Source organism: Aeromonas sp. s4 (genome assembly GCF_040907855.1).
Taxonomy (GTDB): Bacteria; Pseudomonadota; Gammaproteobacteria; order Enterobacterales; family Aeromonadaceae; genus Aeromonas; species Aeromonas caviae.
In genome coordinates this window covers 1-22,644 of record NZ_JBFOCP010000058.1, presented here as the reverse complement: position 1 = coordinate 22,644, position 22,644 = coordinate 1, and the positions used below count along the sequence as shown (strand labels likewise).

General features: G+C 55.9%; 22 protein-coding genes. 3 read left to right on the top strand and 19 right to left on the bottom strand.

Going from position 1 to position 22,644, the window contains the following annotated elements; translation table 11 throughout:
- Positions 1-40: 40 nt before the first annotated feature.
- Both hypE and hypA read left to right on the top strand, forming a co-directional pair.
- Positions 41-1,045 carry a hydrogenase expression/formation protein HypE gene (gene hypE / locus AB5Y89_RS20020; protein ID WP_368224355.1) on the top strand — a complete coding sequence of 335 codons (1,005 nt, stop codon included), beginning with the start codon at positions 41-43 and terminating at the stop codon, positions 1,043-1,045.
- 69 nt (positions 1,046-1,114) lie between these two features.
- Positions 1,115-1,456 (top strand): hydrogenase maturation nickel metallochaperone HypA, encoded by a 342-nt coding sequence (hypA, locus tag AB5Y89_RS20015; protein ID WP_069652614.1) that lies wholly within the window; start codon positions 1,115-1,117, stop codon positions 1,454-1,456.
- Here hypA and AB5Y89_RS20010 read toward each other — a convergent pair.
- The gene (locus AB5Y89_RS20010) at positions 1,434-1,802 is read right to left on the bottom strand and encodes a hypothetical protein (protein ID WP_368224377.1); all 369 of its coding nucleotides are present in this window, start codon (positions 1,800-1,802) and stop codon (positions 1,434-1,436) included. The two genes, hypA and AB5Y89_RS20010, sit on opposite strands and share 23 nt — an antisense overlap.
- Here AB5Y89_RS20010 and hypB point away from each other — a divergent pair.
- The gene (gene hypB, locus AB5Y89_RS20005) at positions 1,689-2,543 is read left to right on the top strand and encodes a hydrogenase nickel incorporation protein HypB (protein ID WP_368224375.1); all 855 of its coding nucleotides are present in this window, start codon (positions 1,689-1,691) and stop codon (positions 2,541-2,543) included. The two genes, AB5Y89_RS20010 and hypB, sit on opposite strands and share 114 nt — an antisense overlap.
- A 347-nt stretch (positions 2,544-2,890) precedes the next feature.
- On the opposite strand, the gene AB5Y89_RS20000 is transcribed toward hypB, so the two are convergent.
- From AB5Y89_RS20000 to tssI, 18 genes are all read right to left on the bottom strand, one after another.
- Complete coding sequence (locus tag AB5Y89_RS20000) at positions 2,891-3,532, bottom strand: ATP-binding cassette domain-containing protein (protein WP_323949718.1); 642 nt, start codon at positions 3,530-3,532, stop codon at positions 2,891-2,893.
- Entirely contained in the window at positions 3,532-4,320 is a 789-nt protein-coding gene (locus AB5Y89_RS19995; protein WP_319891364.1) for an ATP-binding cassette domain-containing protein, read from the bottom strand. Before AB5Y89_RS19995 ends, AB5Y89_RS20000 begins: the two co-directional genes overlap by 1 nt.
- A gap of 103 nt (positions 4,321-4,423) precedes the next feature.
- Positions 4,424-5,242 (bottom strand): ABC transporter permease, encoded by an 819-nt coding sequence (locus tag AB5Y89_RS19990; RefSeq protein WP_368224354.1) that lies wholly within the window; start codon positions 5,240-5,242, stop codon positions 4,424-4,426.
- Positions 5,232-6,242 carry an ABC transporter permease gene (locus tag AB5Y89_RS19985; RefSeq protein ID WP_368224353.1) on the bottom strand — a complete coding sequence of 337 codons (1,011 nt, stop codon included), beginning with the start codon at positions 6,240-6,242 and terminating at the stop codon, positions 5,232-5,234. The genes AB5Y89_RS19990 and AB5Y89_RS19985 overlap by 11 nt, the downstream gene beginning before the upstream one ends.
- Positions 6,227-7,846 carry an ABC transporter substrate-binding protein gene (locus tag AB5Y89_RS19980; RefSeq protein WP_368224374.1) on the bottom strand — a complete coding sequence of 540 codons (1,620 nt, stop codon included), beginning with the start codon at positions 7,844-7,846 and terminating at the stop codon, positions 6,227-6,229. The genes AB5Y89_RS19985 and AB5Y89_RS19980 overlap by 16 nt, the downstream gene beginning before the upstream one ends.
- 121 nt (positions 7,847-7,967) lie before the next feature.
- The gene (gene hybE, locus AB5Y89_RS19975) at positions 7,968-8,474 is read right to left on the bottom strand and encodes a hydrogenase-2 assembly chaperone (RefSeq protein ID WP_368224352.1); all 507 of its coding nucleotides are present in this window, start codon (positions 8,472-8,474) and stop codon (positions 7,968-7,970) included.
- Positions 8,456-8,986, bottom strand: coding sequence for a HyaD/HybD family hydrogenase maturation endopeptidase (locus AB5Y89_RS19970; protein ID WP_368224351.1), 531 nt, complete (start codon positions 8,984-8,986; stop codon positions 8,456-8,458). The genes hybE and AB5Y89_RS19970 overlap by 19 nt, the downstream gene beginning before the upstream one ends.
- Positions 8,986-10,689: a hydrogenase 2 large subunit gene (hybC, locus tag AB5Y89_RS19965; RefSeq protein WP_368224350.1), complete on the bottom strand. Its 1,704-nt coding sequence runs from the start codon at positions 10,687-10,689 to the stop codon at positions 8,986-8,988. Before hybC ends, AB5Y89_RS19970 begins: the two co-directional genes overlap by 1 nt.
- A complete protein-coding gene (gene hybB, locus AB5Y89_RS19960; RefSeq protein ID WP_017778885.1) occupies positions 10,686-11,873 on the bottom strand; it encodes a Ni/Fe-hydrogenase cytochrome b subunit in 1,188 nt (395 codons plus the stop codon). Before hybB ends, hybC begins: the two co-directional genes overlap by 4 nt.
- Entirely contained in the window at positions 11,866-12,891 is a 1,026-nt protein-coding gene (gene hybA / locus AB5Y89_RS19955) for a hydrogenase 2 operon protein HybA (RefSeq protein WP_268031114.1), read from the bottom strand. The genes hybB and hybA overlap by 8 nt, the downstream gene beginning before the upstream one ends.
- 2 nt (positions 12,892-12,893) lie before the next feature.
- Entirely contained in the window at positions 12,894-14,027 is a 1,134-nt protein-coding gene (gene hybO / locus AB5Y89_RS19950) for a hydrogenase 2 small subunit (protein WP_042008183.1), read from the bottom strand.
- A 623-nt stretch (positions 14,028-14,650) separates the two neighbouring features.
- Complete coding sequence (locus AB5Y89_RS19945; protein ID WP_368224349.1) at positions 14,651-15,463, bottom strand: hypothetical protein; 813 nt, start codon at positions 15,461-15,463, stop codon at positions 14,651-14,653.
- The gene (locus tag AB5Y89_RS19940; RefSeq protein WP_368224348.1) at positions 15,456-16,988 is read right to left on the bottom strand and encodes a hypothetical protein; all 1,533 of its coding nucleotides are present in this window, start codon (positions 16,986-16,988) and stop codon (positions 15,456-15,458) included. The genes AB5Y89_RS19945 and AB5Y89_RS19940 overlap by 8 nt, the downstream gene beginning before the upstream one ends.
- Before the next feature lie 296 nt (positions 16,989-17,284).
- A complete protein-coding gene (locus tag AB5Y89_RS19935; protein WP_368224347.1) occupies positions 17,285-17,548 on the bottom strand; it encodes a lysozyme inhibitor LprI family protein in 264 nt (87 codons plus the stop codon).
- A gap of 178 nt (positions 17,549-17,726) precedes the next feature.
- Positions 17,727-18,125 carry a hypothetical protein gene (locus AB5Y89_RS19930; RefSeq protein WP_316286979.1) on the bottom strand — a complete coding sequence of 133 codons (399 nt, stop codon included), beginning with the start codon at positions 18,123-18,125 and terminating at the stop codon, positions 17,727-17,729.
- A 370-nt stretch (positions 18,126-18,495) separates the two neighbouring features.
- Positions 18,496-18,900 (bottom strand): lysozyme inhibitor LprI family protein, encoded by a 405-nt coding sequence (locus tag AB5Y89_RS19925; RefSeq protein WP_368224346.1) that lies wholly within the window; start codon positions 18,898-18,900, stop codon positions 18,496-18,498.
- 2 nt (positions 18,901-18,902) lie between these two features.
- Complete coding sequence (locus AB5Y89_RS19920; RefSeq protein WP_368224345.1) at positions 18,903-21,473, bottom strand: pesticin C-terminus-like muramidase; 2,571 nt, start codon at positions 21,471-21,473, stop codon at positions 18,903-18,905.
- Positions 21,474-21,507: 34 nt separating this feature from the next.
- Positions 21,508-22,644: type VI secretion system tip protein TssI/VgrG (tssI, locus tag AB5Y89_RS19915; RefSeq protein WP_368224344.1), on the bottom strand; the 1,137-nt coding region annotated here is incomplete at its 5' end.

Here is a 22,644-nt window from a genome sequence, read left to right as displayed (position 1 = left end):
AACCAGCCTGTTTCTGCAATCTTGTGGAGAACCAGACCCGATGAGAGAAATCCAGTTAAGCCACGGCGGCGGCGGTGTCGAAATGAATCAGCTGATCAATCAGCTCTTCTTTCGCCACTTTGGCAACGAGATCCTGCTGCGCGGTGAAGATGCCGCCCTGTTGCCGGTAGAGGGCCCCGTTGCCTTCACCACCGACAGCTTTACTGTCTCGCCGCTCTTCTTCGAGGGGGGCGATATCGGCAAGCTGGCCATCGCCGGCACGGTCAACGATCTCGCCATGATGGGGGCCAAGCCCGAGTATCTGAGCGCCAGCTTTATCATCGAGGAGGGTTTCCCCTACGCCGATCTCGCCCGCATCGTCGAGTCGATGGCCGCGGAGCTTGCCAAGAGCGGCGCCCGCATCGTCTGCGGCGACACCAAGGTGGTGCCCAAGGGGGCGGCCGACAAGATCTTTATCAACACCAGCGGGGTCGGCACATTCCCGCTGCCTGAACAGAGCCGGGGCATCTCGGTACGGAGCCTCAAGGCCGGTGACGCCATTCTGGTGTCGCGGGATATCGGCAGCCACGGCGCCTGCATCCTGATGGCCCGTGACGCCCTGCAGCTGGGATCCGATCTCAAGAGCGACTGCACCACCCTCTGGCCGCAGGTCGAAGCGCTACTAAAAGCGGGTATTACCCCTCACGCCCTGCGCGATGCCACCCGCGGTGGCCTTGCCGCCGTGCTCAACGAGTGGAGCAGTGCCTCCGGCGTTGCCATCGAGCTGGAGGAATCCGCCATTCCGGTGTGCGATCCGGTGCGCGGCCTGTGCGAACTCTATGGTTTCGAGCCCCATGATCTCGCCAACGAGGGGACCATGGTGCTGGCCCTGCCCACCGAACAGGCGCAGGACGCGCTGGGCATCTTGCGGCAATTCAACTCCGCCGCCAGCCAGATCGGCGTGGTGCAGGCGAGCGATCGCCACAAGGTGATCCTGAGCAACCCCTGGGGAAGCCGCCGCTATCTGGAGCTACCGCAAGGGGAGCAGCTGCCGCGGATCTGTTGAGCGGCCATGCCGTTCCGTCAATTACAGGGGGGAGTCACTGCTCCTCCCCATATCGGTTAAGGAGCCACCATGCACGAAATGTCTCTGGCCATGGCCGCCATCGATCTGGCTGCCGAGCAGGCCACCCAGCGGGGCTTTACCAAGGTGACCGCCCTCTGGCTCGAGGTCGGCAGCTTCTCCTGCGTCGACCCGGACACCATTGCCTTCTGTTTCGAGGCGGCCGCCAAGGGCACCGTGGCCCAAGGCGCCCAGCTGCACTTTCAGCACCAGGCGGCAGAGGCCTGGTGTTACGACTGCAACCAGACGGTCACCCTCACCGAGCGCGGGCAGGCCTGTCCCGAGTGTGGCGGATACAAATTACGAGTCGCGCAGGGTGATAGCCTGCGCATCACCGACATCGAGGTAAGTTGATATGTGTAGCGTATGCGGATGCGGCCAGGCGCGGATCGCCGGCCATGAGCACGATCATGAGCATCATCACGAACATGAACATCACCATGAACATGAGCACGACCATCATCATGGTCATGACGTCCATCACCATCATGACCACGAGCAGAGTGCGCCGCGCACCCTGATCATTCACCACCACTATCACCATCAGGGGGATGTCCATCACCACTACCACGGGGTACGGGCACCAATAGGAGCAGAGGGTCATGATCAGCCGCATGAGCACCACCATGATCACCCCCACGACCATCATCATGAACATGGCCACTCTCATGACCACGGCCATTCCCACGCGCATCCCCATGATCACAGCCATGACCATGACCATGACCATGACCATCAGCAGGGTGATCTGCACTACGGCAAAGGGGACGCGGGCTTGTCGGTTCCGGGCATGGGGCAGCGCCAGCTGATCGCCATCGAGATGGATGTGCTGGCCAAGAACAATGCTCTGGCCGCCCACAACCGCGAACACTTCGACGAGGCGGCCCAGCTGGTGCTCAACCTGGTATCGAGCCCGGGTTCAGGCAAGACCACCTTGCTGTGTGAAACCCTGCGCCAGCTGGCCGACAAGCGCCCCTGCGCCGTGATCGAAGGGGATCAGCAGACAAGCAGAGATGCGGATCGCATTCGTGCCACCGGCGTCCCTGCCGTGCAGATCAACACCGGCAAGGGCTGCCATCTAGACGCCAAAATGGTCCACGACGCCTGTCACCAGCTGCCCGCCAATGAAGGAGGCATCCTCTTTATCGAGAACGTCGGCAATCTGGTCTGCCCCGCCAGCTTCGATCTCGGCGAGAAGTACAAGGTGGCGATCCTCTCCGTCACCGAGGGGGAAGAGAAACCGCTGAAATACCCGGACATGTTTGCCGCCGCCCAGCTGATGGTGATCAACAAGACTGATCTGCTGCCCTACGTCAGCTTTGACGTGGCCCGCTGCATCGAGAACGCCAAACGGGTCAACCCCTATATCCAGGTGATCCAGGTCAGCGCCACTACCGGTGAAGGGATGGATGCCTGGCTGAACTGGCTGGCCAGTGCCTGAACCGGTTAAACACCGCTGATAACGGTAGAAAACAAAAGAGGGAGGCTGATGCCTCCCTCTCTTTATTTACAAACCTTATCAGGCGTTCTCTCTATACCGAATGGCCCGCGCCTCATACTCGCGTCCCCTCACCCTGACCCTCTCCCCAGGGAGAGGGAACCGGTTTGTGGATGCCGCGACTATACGACGCCCTCAAACCCCTCAGGGGGCGCTTCGAGCATAACAACCAGCCATATTTTCAAACCCAGAGGTTCTCCAAACCCTAAACCCCGAGCCTGGCGAAATGGCACCTTCTGCTCCCTTCTCCCCTTGCGGGAGAAGGGCTGGGGATGAGGGGGAACTAACCCTCAGGCCGCATTTTCAGCCAATACACCTGTCACGGGCTGCATCTCACCAAAGCGCAGCACCCGATGGCAGATCTGGCGCAATAATGCCTGCTGGTGACTGAAGATGACCATGCCAAGCCCGCGCTGCTCGCATTCAACCATCAACTCCCGCCAGAGTTGGCGCTGGATTTGCGGATCCAGCTGGGCGGTCACCTCATCGGCAATCAGCAATCGAGTGCGGGGATCGAGGGCGCGCAACAGCGCGATGCGGGCCAGCTCGCCGCCGGAGAGTTGACCGGGTTTACGGCCGAGCCACTCAGGTTTGACCATAAAGCGGGCCAGCATGGCGTCATCGGGGCGCCACACATCCCACAGCGCCTGCCCAGTGGTGCGATAGGGATTGAAGGTGAGCTCCGGGTGCTGGGGCACCAGCTGGATGGGGTTATAACCTTTTACCTGTTCAGGTACTGGCTGCCCATCCAGCAGGATCTGCCCGCCGGCCCCAACCGGTTGCCAACCGGCCAATACCCGCCCCAACGTGGTCTTGCCATAACCGCTGGGGGCGGAGATACCGAGCCGCTCCCCCGCTTTCACCGTCAGCGATAAACCCTGCCAAAGGGGACGTTCCCCCTGGGCGATAGTGAGGTTTTGTACTTCCAACATCAGGAAACCTCCGGCACAGAGAAGAGCGCATTGAATTCCGGCAGCGCCTGCCAGTGGGCTCTGAGCATCTCGCTCCCCTGCCCCTGGCGCAGATGGTGGCAGCTCAAGGTATCGCTCACCTGCCCCTGATGCAGCGCGACTATGCGATCGGCGAAGCGGGCCGCCATCGCCAGATCGTGGGTCACCCAGAGGATGCCGCTGCCCTGATTGGCCAATTCACGCAACTGGCCGAGCAGCAGACAGGCCAGCCCCTCGTCGAGCCAGGCGGTGATCTCGTCTGCCAGAATGTAGCGGGCACCGCCGAGGGCCGCGGTGCAGGCCAGAATGCGCTTGGCCATGCCGCCGGAGAGCTGGCGCGGATAGCTGTCCAGGGTGGTAGCGGGCAGCTGGTAGCGCAGCAGCTGCTCGCCGAGCCGCTCGCGAGAACCGCTCTGGCCACAGAGACGGGCCGCCCGGCCCAGCTGGCGCTCCACCGTCAGCAACGGATTGAGGGCACTCACCCCCTGCGGCACATAGCAGACGGTGTGGCCGCGCAGACGGGCCCGGCTGACATCGCACAGAGGTGTGCCATCAAGAGAGATGCTGCCGCGCATGCGCAGGTTGTCCGGCAGCAGGGTCAGGGCACTTTGCAGCAGCAGGCTCTTGCCCTCGCCGCTCCCCCCCACCAGCGCCACGATTTCGCCGGGCGCCAGTTGCAGGCTGATATTGGTCAACAGCGGCCGCCAGCTGCGCCGCCCCAGCAAGGAGTAGTGAGCCGCCTCTATGGTCACCTGATCAAAACTCAGCATGGTTCACTCCTGTGCCACAGCAGCTGTTGCAAGGCCCGCGAGTCATCTGAGCAAACAGCAGCGCCAGCCAGACTGTGCTGACGCCAGATGGCGCCTTCAAAACTCAGCATGTATCTCCCCCAAACCCAAACCAGAGTTGTTGCAGGGCCCGGGTAGCCTGATCAAACAGTAAAACCAAGGTCAGCAGCATCAACCCCGGGAAGAGGGCCAGCCACCAACCGCCACCGGCCAGATAACGCAGGGCATCGGCCAGCAGCAGACCCAGCGAGGCCTCATGGGCCGCCAGTCCAAAGCCGAGAAAGCTCAAGGCCGCGCTGTGCAGCACCGCATGGGGAAACATCAGCAAGGTGCCGATAAACCACTGGGGCAACAGCCCCGGCAGCAAGTGGGTGCGCCAGCGACGCAGCGCCCCCATCCCCTGACAGCGGGCCAGCACCACATAGTCGCTGCAGGCGATCCGCCGCGCCTCGGCGCAGAGAATAAGCGCCAGCTTGGGCCAGTGGGTGAGCGCCACCGCCAGGATCACCCCGCGCATACCGCCCCCCACGGTAAAGCAGATGAGGATCAGCAGCAGCATATGGGGCAGCGCCAGCATGGCGTCGATCACCATTCGCACCGCCGCATCACATCTGGGATGAATGAGCGATACGCTTGCCGCCACCATGGCCAGCAGGCCACTGCAGAGCGCCGTGCTGATGCCGAGTTCCAGACTGGTGAGGGTGCCCTGAAAGGCGCGCAACCAGAGATCCCGCCCCATCTGATCGGTGCCGAACCAGTGGGTCAGCGAGGGAGGCTGCTGGCGCGCCAGCAGATCCATCGGCACATACTGATGAGAGAGGCTCCAGCCGTAAGTGGACAGCAGCGCCAATCCGAGCAGGGCAAAACCCAGCCGCAGTATGGAGGGAAACGGATTAAACAGCATGCTCGCCCTCCCAGCCCCGATTGATGCGGGCCAGCAGCAAACTGGCCAACGTGTTGCCAATAAAGACCAGCAGGGTGCAGAAGAGCACGATTCCCATCAGCAAGGGGATATCCCCCCGCAGCCCCGCATCCACAGTGGCCTGGCCGAGCCCCGGATAGGAGAAGACCTTTTCGGCCAAGAGCGATCCGCCAATCAGCTCGCCTAGGGAGGCAAACTGCAGACAGATGGCCGGGGTCAGGGCATGGCGCAGCACATGAAAACGCAGCATGGGCCAGCCGCCATCCCCCTGGGCGCGGGCGTAGCGGATAAAGTCGCTCTCCAGCACCTCGGCCACCCGCGCCCGGGTGTGCAGGGCGATGTTGCCAAGCCCGAGCAGGGTCAAGGTCGCCACCGGCAGCAACAGATGGCGTGCTCGCATGACCCAATCTACCTCATCGGCGGAGAGGCCCGGCGTCCAGGCGCAGCAGACCGGAAGCCAAGGCCAGTGCACCGCAAACAGGGCGAGCAGCAAGAGGCCGACCCAGAAGGTGGGCAGGGAGGCGAGCAGATAGGCAAACCGGCAAATCAGGCGATCGGGCCAGCGATTGAGATAACGACCGGCGCAGAGGCCCAGCAAAATCCCGAAAAATCCGGAGAGTAGCCAGGCGCCCGCCAGCAGCAGGAAGGAAGCGGCAAAGCGCTGGCCTATGACCTCGCTCACCGGCGCGTTGTAGAGCATGGAGTAACCGAGATCCCCCCTCAGCACCTGGGTAAACCAGTGCCAGTAACGCAGCCAGAGCGGCTGATCCAGCCCCCAACGGGCGGCTATGCGGGCGTATTGCTCTGGCGGCACATGGAGCAGATCGTTGCCGATATAGGCCTTGATGGGGTCGATGGGGGAGTAACTCAGCAGCACAAAGGTGGCGACCGAGACCAGACAGAGCAGCCCTGCCAGACGCAGCAGGGCTTTTAGCAACAGATAACCTGAATGACTCAAGGGCGAACTTAGCGGCACGTCCACCGCCAATCCTGCAGGTTGTTGAGCAGTGACCAGCTACCGTGGATTTCCGGCGCCCCCTTGCCAAGGTCGATGCAGCGGTTGGCCAGATAAGTGTGCTGCACGTTGAGCAGCCAGGCCCAGGCCGCATCCCCCTGCACCCCGGCGCCACGCTTGCCATCCCACTCCACCTGCTGCCAGAACGGCACGGCCGCCTGCCAATCGGGGGCATCCAGCGCCTGCTTGAGGTGGCCATCCACCACCGGATTGCTGTAATAACCCGGGTTGTAGAACTCCACGCCGGCGGAACCGCTCTGGTAGTGGTGATAGAGCTCCATGGGATCCAGACTCCCCCACCCCATCAGCACCGGATTGGCGTGCATATCCCGCTCCACCTGCTCCCAGCTGCCGGATTTGAGGCTCACCTCGAGGCCGATGGGCCCCAGCATGGCCCGCACCGCTTCCGCCAGATCCCGGCGGGTGCTGTCGCCACTGGTGTACCAGAGGGTAAAGGCGGCGCGCAGGGAGCCCTTGTGGCGAATGCCGTCACTGCCCATCTTCCAGCCCGCCTCATCGAGCAGGGCATTGGCATGGGCAGCATCGCCATCCTTGAAGGCGGTGGCTTTGTTCAGCCAGGGCAAGCCTTCTACCGCGCTATAGGCGGGGATGGCGTGCCCTTCCAGCAGCTGATCGGCCAGCAACTTGCGGTCGATGGCGTAGTTGATGGCGCGGCGCACCGCCACATCCGAGGTCACGTCGTTGCCGATAGGATAACCCTTGGCATCGTTTTTACCCGCTGGAGGAATGGGGAAGACGATACCGCGGTTCTCCACGCTCGGCCGTACCCAGAGCTTGAGGGAAGCAGGCACGGTGGGCGCCAGTGACGGGGCGATGCGCACCAGATCGAGTTGATTGCTCCGGGCGGCGGCATAGGCGCTCTCTTCATCGATAAAGACAAACACCAGCCGTTTGAAATCATTGCTGCCGCCAGCGTAATGGGGGTTTGCCTCCACCACCAGTTGTTGACCGGGCAGGAAGCTCACCAGCCGGTAAGGGCCGGCGCCGACCGGATGGCGGGCGTAAGCTTTTGCGTCGTAATCCCGCTTCGACACTATCCCGAGCGATCCCAGCACGTTGACGAAGGTGCTCTGGGGAGCACTCAGGGTGATGGCAACCTCGGTGGGCGAGAGCACCTTGGCCGAGACAAAGTTGCCCATGTCGATCTTGCCGCCCCCCTGGGCTGCGCTGTTGTAGGTGAAGGCCACATCCTCGGCGGTGAGGGGCGCGCCATTGGAGAATTTCAAATCCGGCTTGAGGCGGATAAGCCACCCCTTGCCATCCTGGCTCGGAGTCACCGATTGGGTGAGCACATTCTGCCAGCTGAGGTCGGCGTTTTGCTTGAGCAGCGGGCTGTGCAGCAGCAGATAGCTGCCGTGGCTCCAACCAAGCAAAGGGTCGAACCCTTCGGTGGGCTCACTGCCGATGGCGAGCTTGAGTTCGGCGGGGACGGGCTGGGCAGCCAGCGCCATGGTAGAGAAACCGCCCGAGAGCAGGGCCAGCAGGGGCAGTGCCCGCACCAGGACTGGCGCACCCAGCAGGCCATCGACGCGGCCATGTTCAATCTTCATCATGATCCTTGTTCCCAGGATTCACTCGCAGAGATGCAACGCCACCTCAATGAGGCGAGTGAGGGGCCCATGCCGGCCCCTGTGTCAAACTGACGCGCCCGGTTGTCGGCACGCCTTGGTCTCAGGACTTTCGTCCCCCGAACAGTCGTCGGCGCCCCAGATCCACGCCGCCCTCCCCCTGCTGCACCGGAAGCGAAAGCAACATCTTGAGGGTACTGCTCACCAGCGCACGCCCCTCGTCGGCCCCCAGATGCGGGTCGATGGGGGACATGAGCGAGCAGGCCAGCAACTGCCCCGTCTCGGGCAAGGCCCCCACCATAAAGGTCATGTTGCCGCAGGGGAGCTGCAGGGCGAGCCGATCGCTGTTGCTGCGCACCGGCCAAAGCTGATCCGGTCCCGGCAGCACCACCACGCTCAGCATCCAGGGGGTGAGCACACAGCCGAGCCACTGACCTTCAAACAACGTGCACTCCGCCACAATGGGCATGGTGGCGTGATAGAAGGGCAACGCCTGCATCTCTTCGCGAGCGATCCGCTCGTACTGGGCCACCAGCAGGGGCGCGGGATCGCGGGCAAAACCGGCAAACTCCAGCACCGCATCAAGCTCGCTTAAATGGGACTGCGCCATAGGCCCTCCCGTGCTTGTTCAGCTTTCTCCTGCTCAGAGAGCACAATGGCGGGCGCACCAACGGCAGCCAGCAGGGTCAAAATCCGATCCGTCGCCTCACCCATGGCAGCCGCCACCACAGGGGTGAGGCCGATGCGAGGCTCGAGGGATTCGGGCTCGACCCCGATCAGGGTGAGCCGCTTGGGCGACTCCCCCGTCATGTGCAGCGCCGAGAGCACGTCCGCCAGCCCCAGTTGGTGCGGGGAGATCTTGCGACCAAACAGGGTCGGGATCTCCTCATCCTTCAGGGTCACGACGGTGCCCGGCGGGTTACCACTGCGCACCGCATCCACCAGAATGATGTGATCGCGACTGGCCATCGCTTCGAGCAGCTCCATACCGGCGGTACCGCCGTCGAGCAGCTCAATGCCGGGGGCGAAATGGTATTCGCGCCCCAGCGCCTCGACGATGCGCACGCCGACGGCCTCGTCACTCAAGAGCAGGTTGCCCACGCCCAGGATCAGGGTGTTCATCACAGCACCTTCACCTGAGTCGTTTCACCATTTTGGGTATCCACCACATGCACAGCGCAGGACATGCAGGGGTCGAACGAGTGGACGGTACGCACTACTTCCAGCGGCTTGGCCGGATCGGCTACCGGGGTGCCTACCAACGATTGTTCGTAGGGGCCGGGTTCATCGTTGAAGTTGCGCGGGCCCGAGTTCCAGGTCGACGGCACCACCGCCTGATAGTTCTCGATCTTGCCGCCCTTGATGACTACCCAGTGGGAGAGCATGCCACGCGGCGCCTCTTCAAAGCCCACCCCGCGAAACTCCTTGTCCGCCGGGATCTCGGTCTTGATGTAGGCGCTGACATCCCCCTTGCCGATGTTGTCCACCAGCGCCTTCCACTGATGGGACAGGGTATCTTTGAGCACGCAGCAACGTACCGCCCGGCCTATGATGCGGCCCAGGGTGGAGTGCAGCTGTTCGGTTTTGATGGCCGAATCGGTGAGCGCTTTATAAATGCCATTCAACTGGTCGAAGTGCGCCAGCGTCTCCGGGTGCTTGGCAGCGAGCTTCACCAGCAAGTCGGCAAGCGGCCCCACCTCTACCACCTTGCCGTAGAAGGTGGGGGATTTGACCCAGGAGTATTTGCCGTCATCCTGCCAGCCGGTGTAGTCGGGCTCGGTCTTGCCCTCCCAAGGTTTGAGCGGCTCGTCATCCTTGTACCAGGCGTGCTTGTTGCTCTCGGCGATGCCATCCATCAGCCAGGCATCCTGATGGCTTTCGATGGGGCGATAGCCGGCCAGATCGCCGTTCTCGATGTAGCCACCCGGCATCAGGAAGCTGCCGCCGTCACCGTCGGTGGGCAGCTCCGGCACGCTCAGATAGTGCTTGGCCCCCTGCCCCAGGTTCAGCCACTCGGGGTAGTGCGCGGCTATGATGGCGGCATCCACCTTGTAGACCTGCTCGATAAACTCGCCGAGCCGGTCGATAAAGCTCTTCACATAGAGCAGCCGTTCCAGGTTGAGCACGCTCGGCGCATCCAGATTGATGGGGTTGGCCACGCCGCCCACCGCCAAGTTCTGGATGTGGGGGCTCTTGCCACCGAGGATGGCGACAATGCGGTTGGCATCGCGCTGGCACTCCAGTGCCTGCAGGTAGTGCGCCACGGCGATGAGGTTCACCTCCGGGCTCAGTTTCATCGCCTTGTGACCCCAGTAACCGTTGGCAAAGATGCCGAGCTGGCCGCTCGCCACCAGCGCGCGGATCTTGTCCTGCACCTTGGTCAGTTCATCGGCACTGTTGAGGGACCAGGTAGAGACCCCCTTGAGCATGTCCGCCGCTTTTTGCGGATTGGCCTCAAGGGCCGCCGTGATGTCCACCCAGTCCAGCGCGGAGAGCTGATAGAAGTGGACGATGTGATCGTGGATGTTGTGGGCCGCGATGATGAGGTTGCGGATAAACTGGGCGTTAACCGGCACCTTGGCGCCGATGGCGTTCTCCACCGCCCGCACCGAGGCAATGGCGTGAATGGAGGTACATACCCCGCAAATGCGCTGCACTATCATCCAGGCATCGCGCGGGTCGTTGCCCTTGACGATCTCCTCCATCCCGCGCCACATGGTGCCAGACGACCAGGCCTTGGTGACGACGCCGCCTTCGATTTCACAGTCGATACGCAGGTGACCCTCGATGCGGGTGATGGGGTCTATGGTGATACGTTGGCTCATACGTTGGCTTTCCCTCGGGCCTGATAATCTTGGTGAACACGTTCAAGTGATGGCAGTACCGGCAAGAGCCGGATCAGCAGCAAATAGGCACACACCTCGATGGCGACGAAGCCCAAGGAGATCAGCACTTCCGCCGCAGAGGGGAAGTAGTGGTAGCCATTGCCGGGGTTGAAGGCGAGCAGGGAGTAGTCCAGTCGCCAAAGGGCGGCGCCCAGCAGCATGCTGAGGGCCCCCAGGAACAACATGCGCGAATCGCGGCGGCTCTTGTCCCAGTGGAACACCAGCAGCGGGAAGATCATCAGCGCGATCTCGCTCCAGAACATCAAGGCGTAGCGATTCCACTCGGAGAGATACTCCGACTTGTCGTTGATGACGATCTCGGCAAAGCGCAGCGCCACGAACAGGATCAGGAAGATGTCGATCACCTGGGTCAGCTTGTAAAACAGCGACTTCTCGTTGGGGCCGCGCCCCGCCAGCCCCGCCTGCACCAGGGAGCCTTCAAACACCACGATGGAGAAGCCCATGATGAAGGCGGTCAGAAGCGAAAAGACCGGCAGCAGCTCGTAGCTTTGCCAGAGCGGATGGATCTTCTCCCCCGCCACTATCATCAACGAGCCCATCGAGGATTGGTGCATGGTGGGCAGCAGAGCCCCCAGCGCCAGGATGAAGAACATGATCTTGTTGAGCCGCGCCATGGAGGCCTTCCAGCCGAACTTCTCCAGGAGCACGGGGGCAAACTCCAGCGCCATCACCCCGATGTAGATGGTCATGCAGACCGCCGTCTCGAACAGCACCGAGGAGGTGTTGAAGAAACCCGGAATGTAGAAGTAGGGCAGGTTCCAGTAACGGCCGACGTCGATGGTGATGGAGAGGCCCCCCAGCGAGTAGCCGAACAGACTCGCCAGCAGGGCCGGCCTTACCAGGGGGTGATACTCGCCCCGGTTGAAGACGTAGACCGCCCAGGCCAACGCCCAGCCGCCGCAGGCGAAACCGGTGCCGATCAGCAGATCGAACGAGATCCAGAGCCCCCAGGGATAACCCCCGTTGAGATCGGTGACCGAGCCCAGCCCGAAGATGAGGCGTTTGAGGATCAGCATGCCGCACAGGATGACGAACGGCGCCAGCACCATGACCGGCCAGCTGACCAGCCTGCCCCCCAGCGGATGTGCCTTGTGATTACTCATGATCCTTGCCTCCCGATCGCTTGTCATGGCCCGCGTGCGAGTCATGATCGTCGCCATCCTGATGGTCCTTGGTGTTGCGGCGAATGAGCACCGAGAGCCCGGTCAGCACCACCAGCGGCAGCACCATTCCCTTGTAGAGGGTGTGCTGGATGTGCTCGGAGCGCGCCCCGGAGGAGAGCTCCGGCAAGTCGGGCATGTCGAGCTTGGTATAGGGCACCCCGGCCAGCACCAGCACCTGGGTACCGCCCCCCTCCTTCTCGCCATAGACGTAAGGCTGGTAGTTGGGCACCTCGTGCAGGTAGGGATCGTTGGCGCTGAAAGTCTGGCGCGGGTAGGCATATTCGCTGCCCGGGGTGGCCAGCAGCCGGCGCTTGGCCTCGGCCATCAGCGCCTCGCGGGTGCCGAAGATGACGGCGCCGGTGGGGCACACCTCGACACAGCCGGGCAATTTGCCCTGATCGATGCGCTCAAGCCCCTTCTGGTTGCAGAGCTCGCACTTGTGGATCGCCCCGAACGGGTTGTCGTAGTCATATTTGGGCACGTCGAACGGGCAGCCCACCATGCAGTAGCGGCAGCCGGTGCAGACGTCCGGGTCGTAATGAACGATGCCGGTCTTGGGATCCTTGGTCAGCGCCTGCACCGGGCAGACGGAGACGCAGTTGGGATCGACGCAGTGCATGCACTGCTTCTTGATGTAGGCATAGCCATCCACCAGCTGATCCTTGTGCTCACCCGCGCCGCTCTTCCACACCTGAATGATGTTGTTGGTGTAGGGGCTCAGCTTGTCGTTGTTGGACCAGGTCGCTTCCCCGGCCGGATTGGCCGGGTTGCCGTTGAGGCGCTGACACTCCGCCACACAGGCCTGGCAGCCGATGCAGAGGGTAGAGTCGTAGAGCATGCCGAGTGCGCCGGGAATGGGCGGCTTGTTCTCGGCCGCCGCCAGGGCAGTGCCGGAGACGGTGGTGCCCGCCGCCAGCGCACCGACGGAGGCGAATTTGAGAAAATTGCGTCTGTTCACGGTCACTCCTCCCGTGATGAGTGCTGTCCGGCTTCATGGCGCTTCTGCTGGCGACCGAGCTCGCGCACCGTCATCAGACTCACCCCGACCAGCACCCCGAGCGCCCCACCGATAAGGCCGGTGGCGGTGGGCGACATGTGTCCTCCCTCCTGGATGGCCACGTCGGGCTTGTTCACCCGCGGGGTGGGATTCTCCACCTTGGCGAGCTGGAAGATCCCCTTGCTGAAACCCACCCCCTGCTCGTTGCAGCCGTAGCAGGGATGGCCGATGCCCACCGGCCAGATGCCGCCGCCCACGTCGCAGAACTCCAGGGTCGAGCAGTTGCCGTAGGTCTCCGGCCCCTTGCAGCCCAGGTGATAGAGGCACCAGCCCTGACGGTGGCCCTCGTCACCAAACTCCTTGGCGAAACGGCCGGCGTCGAAGTGCGGGCGACGCTCGCAGTTTTCGTGGATGAGCCGTTCATAGGCAAACAGCGGCCGCTTCTTGGCATCGAGCGCCGGCAGCTTGCCGTATGTGATGTAGTAGGCGACCGTGGTGAGGAAGTTGTGGGGATTGGGCGGGCAGCCCGGGATATTGATAATCGGCGTGCCGAGGTTGCCGAGGGCCTCCTCCAGGCTGACGGCACCGGTCGGGTTGCCGCCGCTGGCGGGCACCCCGCCCCAGGCGGCGCAGGAGCCGATGGCGATGACGGCAGCCGCATCGGCAGCCGCGCGGCGAATATGGTCGACAATGGGTTCACCGGCCACCATGCAGTAGATGCCGCCATCTTTAAGCGGGATGGAGCCGTCCACCACCAGCACATACTTGCCCTTGTAGCGTTCGATGGCATTGTGCTTGTTCTCTTCGGCCTGATGGCCGAAGGCCGCCGAGAGCACCTCGTGGTACTCCAGCGAAATGGTGTTGAGGATCAGGTTCTCGATGGTGGGGTGGGTGGCGCGCAGCAGCGACTCGGTGCAACCGGTACACTCCTGCGCCCCTATCCAGATCACCGGTGGCCGCTCTGGGCTGGTGAGCGCGGTGGCCATCTTGGCCACGGCATGCTGGCTTAATCCAAGGGTTGCGGCCATCCCGGCGCACAATTTCATAAAGTCACGGCGATTAATTCCATGAGCCGATAAAAAAGTATCCTCGACCATTCTTCTTATTCCCGTCAGTGAGCATTGTTTGACAAATGCTTAATTGCGGGAATGCTATGCCTCCCCTTCCCCCTTTATGTTGATCTCCATCAAGTCGAACCCTATTAATGCCTTTGTCGAACTGGAGAGTGAAATTAAAAAAGCTATATGCCACATGCATTTATTATTTGCCAAGCCTCCAAAAAACACCCATAAAGAGGTATTTCAAGAAAAGCCTAATTAACACCATATAAATTATGCCTTTGTTTTCGGCATGAAATTATAAAAATGAAAGCATTATCACAGAATCCTTACCCCATGAATGATAAGGCGGCTCATGAAATTATGATAATTGCTTGCTTGGGAAACAAGCGGAAATGTAGCAAGACATGAAAAATTAATCATCATGCTAGATTACTGAACATAAGTTGCAGGTGATCGCATCCGACAACCTCGTTTGCTAATACCACACTTCACTGAGTTTCTACCACCATGTCCAATGACCCTCAGGAGATAAATGCTGCCAAGATCGGCCCCCTGACTCAGGAAAAAAAGATAGAGGTAATGCTATAATATATTTTGTGTAATTTTGTAAAAGCACCGGCCTTAAGCCGGTGTCACGCATAATAATTTAATATTGATTTTCATCTGCATGAAATAACAGCCAATTCTTTTCCATTCTGTGTGACTGAAATTTCGCCCTTTTCAGGAGATACATTGTAGCTAGTATTTTTATTTTTGAAAATAAACCTATCACCAACTAAGGAGTAGTCATTGAGAGATATTTCTTTTTTCTGCTTACCATAAGCATAGGTTATATCTCCTGAAAATGGAGAGTAACATAAATTTAAATAACGCCCTGACGTGGTCTTACAATAATAAAAAACGCGATCTCCACTGTCACAAATTTTGCTTCCTGTGCTTTCTGACAGTTCATCTATCTCAATATATCGCATTTTACTGTATAAGTCAGGCACTTCACTATTTACATGAATATATGGGACATCTATTATTTTGCTTATGATGGCAGAATCCTCATTTGCCACCCCTTCCAAATTTATTTTAGTAATATCATTACCTTTATTTATCTCACCAATACCACTTACTCGCTCCTCGCCAGCGCTTGTAAATATAGATGCACTACCTATATAATTAATTTTCCCAGTAATATCAAAATAATATACTGCGCTCACATTAGGCCTATCAGCAACAACTGAAATTTTTATAACTCCATTATCGATTACTTTTTTACATGAACTATTTTCAGATGTAAAAGGTACCGTAAATGATTCCACCTCCTCATTATATTTTATAGAAAGTATGCTAATCGGCTCACCGTTTTCAGTTTTAGTTTCAACTTGGTGAAATATTTCATCTGAGCAGCCTTCAATAGCGTATACCCATGAAGGTAAAAGACCACAAATAGTCAATAAAAAAAAGAGAGATGGATTATTCATTAACAGACTCCAGATCTTGATTCGCTTTCCTAACCATTGAACCATCTTTATACGCGCTATACCATTTAGAGTCTTTAAGAGCACTTTCAGAAAACTCAAACTTTTTAAATTTCAATTTGGAAAAATCTACATTTCTACAATCTATGCTCTTGCTTAATCTCAGCAGTGACTCATTTCGCTCTTTTACATGATTAAAACCACCATTTACAGCAATAGTTACTTTCAAGAAATCGTTATTTTTCGTGAAACCTCTTATATCGCCCCATGCCGAGCCAGAAACCCAATACCATACAGCAGAGTACACTGCATGATGGATTTTACTTGCAAGCATCTCGACCTTATCACTATCAATAGGCAGTAAATCAATTGACGCCAAATATTTCTCGTAATTTTTTTTATGTGTTATCTGTATTAGTCCTCGACCATGATAGAAACTTCCACCACCATATTCGTCCCATTTAGATGGAGTGGTGCCGTCTTTATTCTTATATTCTTCCGTTGTTCTGAAAAAGTCAGTCTCAACAAGACATTGCGCCAAGAAATGCATTTTATCAAGACATGTTGAAACACCATAGAAATTCATGGCCGCATTAAGCTCTTTGAGGAAGATATCTGCAGAAATACTTATAATATCAGCGTATGATGACCGTGAAAATAAATTTTCCACTGAAGCCTTCCCTTCGATTGCACTTTCTAAATGTTTCAGTTCAATATCTCGACCACACAAACACTGATTGCCATTTAGCCGTGATAATGTTAATGGCTGAATATGCCAAACTGCCTTATCAAGCTTTAGCTTCGCTGCACTCTGCATCCACTCCAGCTTATCGATACGCTGTTTCTCGTGATCCACCAGCAGGTCAAAATCAGGCAAGCCAATTTTAGCCATCAGTTTTTCCAGCCACAGATAACTGCTGGCCGACGATTTTTCATACCACTCGCTGGAATGCTTGACGATAAGCTTGTGAAGTTGCTCTGCATTGCTGCTATTTTGCAGCGCGGTCTGTATCTCTTCACTGCTAAGTTCACCGCTCTTGTCGGTATCGAAACTGTTTACCAATTCGATAAAGAAAGTAGGCGGCGCATCCGGGTCCAGATAACCATCTGATCCTGAACCATCGACCTTTTTAAAGCCAATCTTAAGCCAGTCATGCTGGCTCAATAGCTCCACTTGCTCTTTCTTGACATATTTTCCTGACGAAATGCTGACCCACTCCTGCTTGGTGGCATCTTTTTCAAACGTTGGTGATTCAACCAGCGCTTCCAGACTCTTGTCACCGGTTGCCACCCAGAGATCTTTACCATCCTGCTTTTTCTTTTCGTATAAGACGAGTTCCGCAGGGACCTTGGCATAGGTAGCACCACCTTTTGTTCCCGCCTTGTTGGCCAGCACATCATCAAGACGGGGATCCTGGGTGAACACCTCAAGATGAACTTGATGCTTACTCTTTTTGCCTCCAATCAGAGAGCCTGGCGTTTCCACCAAGCCGAGATAGCCGATGGTCTCACCTGCGGCAATGGCCACGGGAGATGGCGCTCTCCCTCTGCCCATAGCTAAAGAAAAATTGCCGGAGTGCTTAGCTCAAAATGGTGGACATCCTAGATTTATATTGTATTAGCGATATAAATAATCATATCTGGCAGAGTTGAAACTTTGTTTTTAGCTCTGCCTTTTAATGAAGTGAAATCACTTCTTAGACAATCGCCTTAATTTTGGTTGAATTTATTTAAGTAATCTATTCTGTCAACAGTCTTCCTAAGCTGACAGGTAAGGCATTCGATACCAAAACCCTCTCCTCCAGACCCCATACCTTGTGGATTTTAAAAATTACAACTCGAATCACGAAATTTAATCCAGTCACGCTGAGCTAACTTTAAGTATTTGGTTCTCGGTTCACCAATCCCTTCATAATCATTTTGTAAGTATGAAAAAAGATTTTTATAAACTTTATTTAGTTCTGCATCTGACTTGTTATACAAAGTTTCAACACACTTAAATTGCGCTGTTAAATCAAGCTCATCACATTGACTTACATCGAACATTGCTATCGATGATGCAAAAAAAAAATAGCCTAGGACTATCATGAATAGTTACACCTTATTTGATATCTATCCAGTATAACTCTACTATCTCTATATACACAACGCTTGTGAATAAAGCTATGTTGGGGGAGTGGCTGTCCCCCAACTATAATAAATCATCTATAAGATGTGGTGACACCTCAATTTATGAAGGCACTTCGGTATTTCACAACCACCGTAATCAAAAACAATCCTCATAATTTTCTAATGCCTGAGAAAAATCAAATCTCTTTCCTTTAGCATTTATATAAAACACATTGTCAAAGTTAGCACCTTGGTAACCAAAGTGATACCGTCCATTTACCTTGCCATCAATTATTTCAACCCAGTCACTATTAACAGCATATGGTCGACCTTCATCATTCGTCTCTTCTTCATAATTCACTTGGACTATAGTTATTTTATCTTTGTTTTTCCCATATTGAACATATCCTCCAACCCAATCTACAGTGGAGGCCCACATCATTCGCATTTTAATTTTACCATTGGGACTAACAAAGCATCGATAGTCTACGCCAATATCTTCAGCACGGCAGACAGAAGACAACAGAATAAAAACCAAGACCAAATATTTATTCATTTAAGTTACTCTAGAGTTATAATACGCTGTTCAACAAAACCTCGCCAATCTCGACAAAGCCGTCCATACCACTTTCCCCCCATCTCCTGCTGAGTAAATGGTTGAGCATCTAGCAGGGTCAAAAATCTTGGATGTCCCAGATTTTCCACCATATAGACTTACTGGATCAACGTCTCCCCATGATGGATGTCTAGACTGAATTTGTTACTGGATAACTACCGACCAAATTAAAGAAGCGACTTGGAAAGGCCGCTTCCTTCTATATTTTTTGCCTAACATGCTGTTTTGTAAAAAACGGCTAATGTGCTACAAAACCATCTGATAGGCACAAAGCTGATGCAGGACCTTCCTTGGCCATCAGCCTTACCTATCAAGGTAAATCATGAATGAATTGAATCTCATTATTCAAAAAAAACACTCTTTCCTTTGTTACATTCATAAGGCACTTTTTAATTTCTATCAGTTGAGCGATAGAACTGTCTTCAAAGAAAGCCCCCCTTGCGTTACACTGAGTATCTCTGAGATTAATCCAATACCTTTGGGATTGAACCAGTTGACTCCAGTATTTTTCTTTAGATTGTTTATCATAACCACTAGATGACAATGTAGACTTTAAATTATTATATATTTTGTTTAACTCAGCATCAGCTTGTTTTGATTTACTCTCATAACAAGCAGCAAGATTGGTAACTGGAGCAGAAATATCACAATTACTATCTGTGCTTGAGAACACACTCAATGATATAAAAAAAAGAGCAAAAGATAGTCTTTTCACAGTTATTCTCCAGTTAGATATTTAGCTCTTTTGCGCCCTGGCTCATATTGGCTCAAGGTGGGGTTGTTTTTGATGTAATCGGCGTATTTTTGCCTATCATTTAACATGCCATAGATCATGGGCTTGGGACCTTTCGTAAACCCCTGATAAACTAAATCAACAATAACATCTTTAACCTTATCGTCTAAGCTTTCCCAATTTACTTTATCAGATATTGATACACTTGGGATATTAGCATCGTTAATGTTTTGAACTGTAGTCCAGCGTTCATAGTTTGATTTTGCCCTGAGAACATAATCAGGGTATATTTTTTCAAATAAGCGATGTTGTGACTTCCTAGTTATTAAGGTCGAGCTTTTATTTTCCGAAACAAAATTAGATGCAGCCTCCCCTTTAATTCCTGCGCCATCAGATATTAATGAGGCGATATTATCAGGAACCCCTGAGCCAGATAAATCACGGAATACTTCTTCTTTTGAGCGACTTCCAATATCATATCCACGACCAATAGTTACACCAGATTCACTATTACCTGGCCAATGGATTTTTCTTGAGAAGAAAGTACTATTTTCAACATCATTTCCTTCTGCGTCAAATGTAAGCTGCCCCTTGGTAACTATGAGCCATTTTTCATCCATTTCATCATCAGAGACAGGATCAGCCACCAGCCCCATCATCCCAGCCGGATGAACAAACCAAGGTTTGGTATCACCCAATATCGCGCTGGCATCTTCCATCCACGCCATATTGTTGTGTACCTGCTTTGCGTACTCATAGAGCTTCGGTTGGTCAGCCAACTCCTGCTTTAAGCGCGGCCACTCGCTTGGCTGTACCCATTCGCTTTTGTGCTTGATAAACAACATCCGCAACTTGCCCGCCAACTCCTCATCGGCCAGCGCGGCCTTAATATCATTGCCGCTCAGGGTGCCATCGTTGTCTCTGTCTGTCACCAGCTTGTCATAGAGGGAACTAAAAAATTTGCTCGCCTCTTTCTGCTGCGGATCTTCACTCTCGGTATCAGCCTTGTCCAAAAATCCATCGTCATCACTGCTGCCATCGACCAGCTTGGCGCCCAGCTTGTGCCAGTCGTGCTGACTGACCACTTCGACATCACCACCCTGCAATACGAACTCGCCCGCCAGCTCCCCATCCGCCGCCGTCCGTTCACGCACCTTCACAAAGTTGTTGGCACCGTGAGTGACAATATCAGACTCTTTCACCGCTAACGGTAAGACCTGTGGCCCAAAATTGGCAACCTCGTGAAAACCATGTTGGCTATCGTTGATAAGACGATAGGTTGTGACCTCTTGCTTTACTAGCAGGTAGCCTTGGCCACCGGTTACCCGCGCCTTGTTATTGATGCAATCTTCAAGCGCCTGCTTGTCGCTCTCTGCAATAAACACCTCAAAATGCACGGCTTTGCTGTCTGCCTCTTTCACAAAACCGCTGGCTCCGGCAGTGGCTAGCTCATGCTCACCCCAATGACCGATGATCTCTCCGGCCTGCACCGGTATCGGATTTGCACTGCGGTTAACAACCGGCGCATCTTCTTTGAATTCGACAAGGATACTTGGTTCGGCGGCCAGCTCTGCACCCATTTTGCTTTTCGCCAGCCAGCCTACAGCCCCTTTGCTTGCATTGATCATCACCTGATTGGCGCTATCTTTGACGGTACCACTACCCGCCTTGAACACCTGTACTTTACGAAACTCAGCCGTGCCGCCATTGAGGTTCACCATCTGTGGTGGCTCACTGGATACCACCACCTCACTGCCAGCAGGTAGCCCCATGCTACCCACTGTGGTGTCAGCAGTTTTACGTAGCCACGTATTACCAGGGACCTTATGGCGGACCGGTTTGCCTTCCGGTGGCGTCATCCACTTCGGTTTTTGTGGAAATTCCTGCTGTAATTGGCTTGCCGCAATATGGAACAGGCTGTCCGGGTCATCAACGTAGTGCACCAAATAGTAATCGTGGGGTTCATCTTTGTGGTTAAGCAGGTTCTTCACTTCCTGGCCGACCAACTTCACTTCAGCCCCCCTTTTCGCATAGACAGGTTTATCGCCAGACAGCCGACGTGTCAGCTTGGGAGGATGTCCCTCTACCACAGGTTCATAGGTGGACACGCCTGTCCCCTTGACCGTTACTCGCGCAGCCTCGGGACTGTTGTAGCTGTTCTCACACGCAATATGCATGTAGAGGCTGTAGAAGGTCAGCTGATTCTTGCTCTGCTCACCGGCTTCGTAGTAATGGCGTACCAGACAAAACGAAGGGGAGGTATACAAGTCAATCTTTCCCTCTGGCTTGCCCTCTTCGGTGCTACGGGTCGCCTTGGCTGGTTTGGTCGCCAGTCGGTAGGCCACGATCTCCCCATCAGCAATCGCGCGCACAGCGCCGTTCGGGTGCCAGCCTCCGCTTTTACTAAAGTGGATACCACCGTGCCAGATACGGTTGCGGCCTATCGGGAAGGTACCGCTCTTGAGACCCTTGATCTTCTTGATAAACTCATCGATGGATGCAATCTCGCTGGAGCCATTTTCACCTGCCAGTTGCATGGGATAGACGATTTTCATCTTTGTTATTCAATCCTAAGTTGTTCGTCGAACATCAAGCGGAGGGCTGATAATCGCTATCGGGCTCCAGCGCCTTGAGCAACGCTTCCATCGCCTTCTCGGTGGGAATGGCCTTGATGAGTTCAACCAGTTCGGGAGCCTTGACCACTTCTACCCCCTTGGGCACCACGGGGGCCTTGCCATCCCAGCCAGAGCCTGAACCTGCGCTGCCGCCGGCGTTGAGTTTGATGGCGGGGCCCACCAGCTTGATGCCGCTAGGATCCACTTTCACAAAGCTGCCGCCTCCCTTGAGGGTTATTTCAGAACCCGCCTCCAGCACCAGCTTGTCACCCACCTTGATATGCACCTCCTGCCCGGCTTCCACCAGCAGGGATTGGCCGAGCTTCTGGTGCAGGCTGGCATCCACGGTCAGGGAATAGTCGGCCTTGATGTGATCGCGTTTCTCTCCATTGACGGTGAGATGGTCATTGGACTTGATGCGGGTCACCCGCTCATTGTCGATATCGGTGTGCTGGTCGTGCTTGATGTGCCAGGCGGCATCATTTTCGATAAGCACGTTCAGGTCTTTCTGACCGTGGATATAAATCTCTTCCTTGCCAGCCTGGTCTTCGAAACGCAGCTCGTTGAAGCCCTCGCCCTGGTGGGTCTCGGTGCGCAGCACGGTGCGGGTCTTGTTGGCTGGCAGCTCGTAGGGCGGCCGATTGGTGGCGTGGTAGGTGCGACCGGTCACGATGGGCTGGTCGGGGTCCCCTTCCAGGAAACTCACGATGACCTCGTGGCCGATGCGCGGGATGGCCATCATGCCGTACTGACCCCCGGCCCAGCCCTGAGAGACCCGCACCCAGCAGGAGCTCTGGTCGTTGGAACTGCCATACCTGTCCCACGGGAATTGCAGCTTGAGCCGGCCGTGTTCGTCGCAGTAAATCTCCTCCCCTTCGGGGCCCACCACCATGGCGATTTGCGGGCCATCCACCATCGGCTTGTGGGGTGCCTCGGGGCTGCCGATGCGCGCCCGCCAGGTGGTGCTGGCTTTCACCACCCCGAATTCGTTGTGATAGATGGTGGGGCCGCTCCCCCCCTCCTCCTCCAGCGCCTGCGGCTGCAAGCCGGTGTGCTGGATGCGCACCACTTGCCAGTCGGTGTTGAGGCTGCCGTTGGGGTGTTCGGTGAG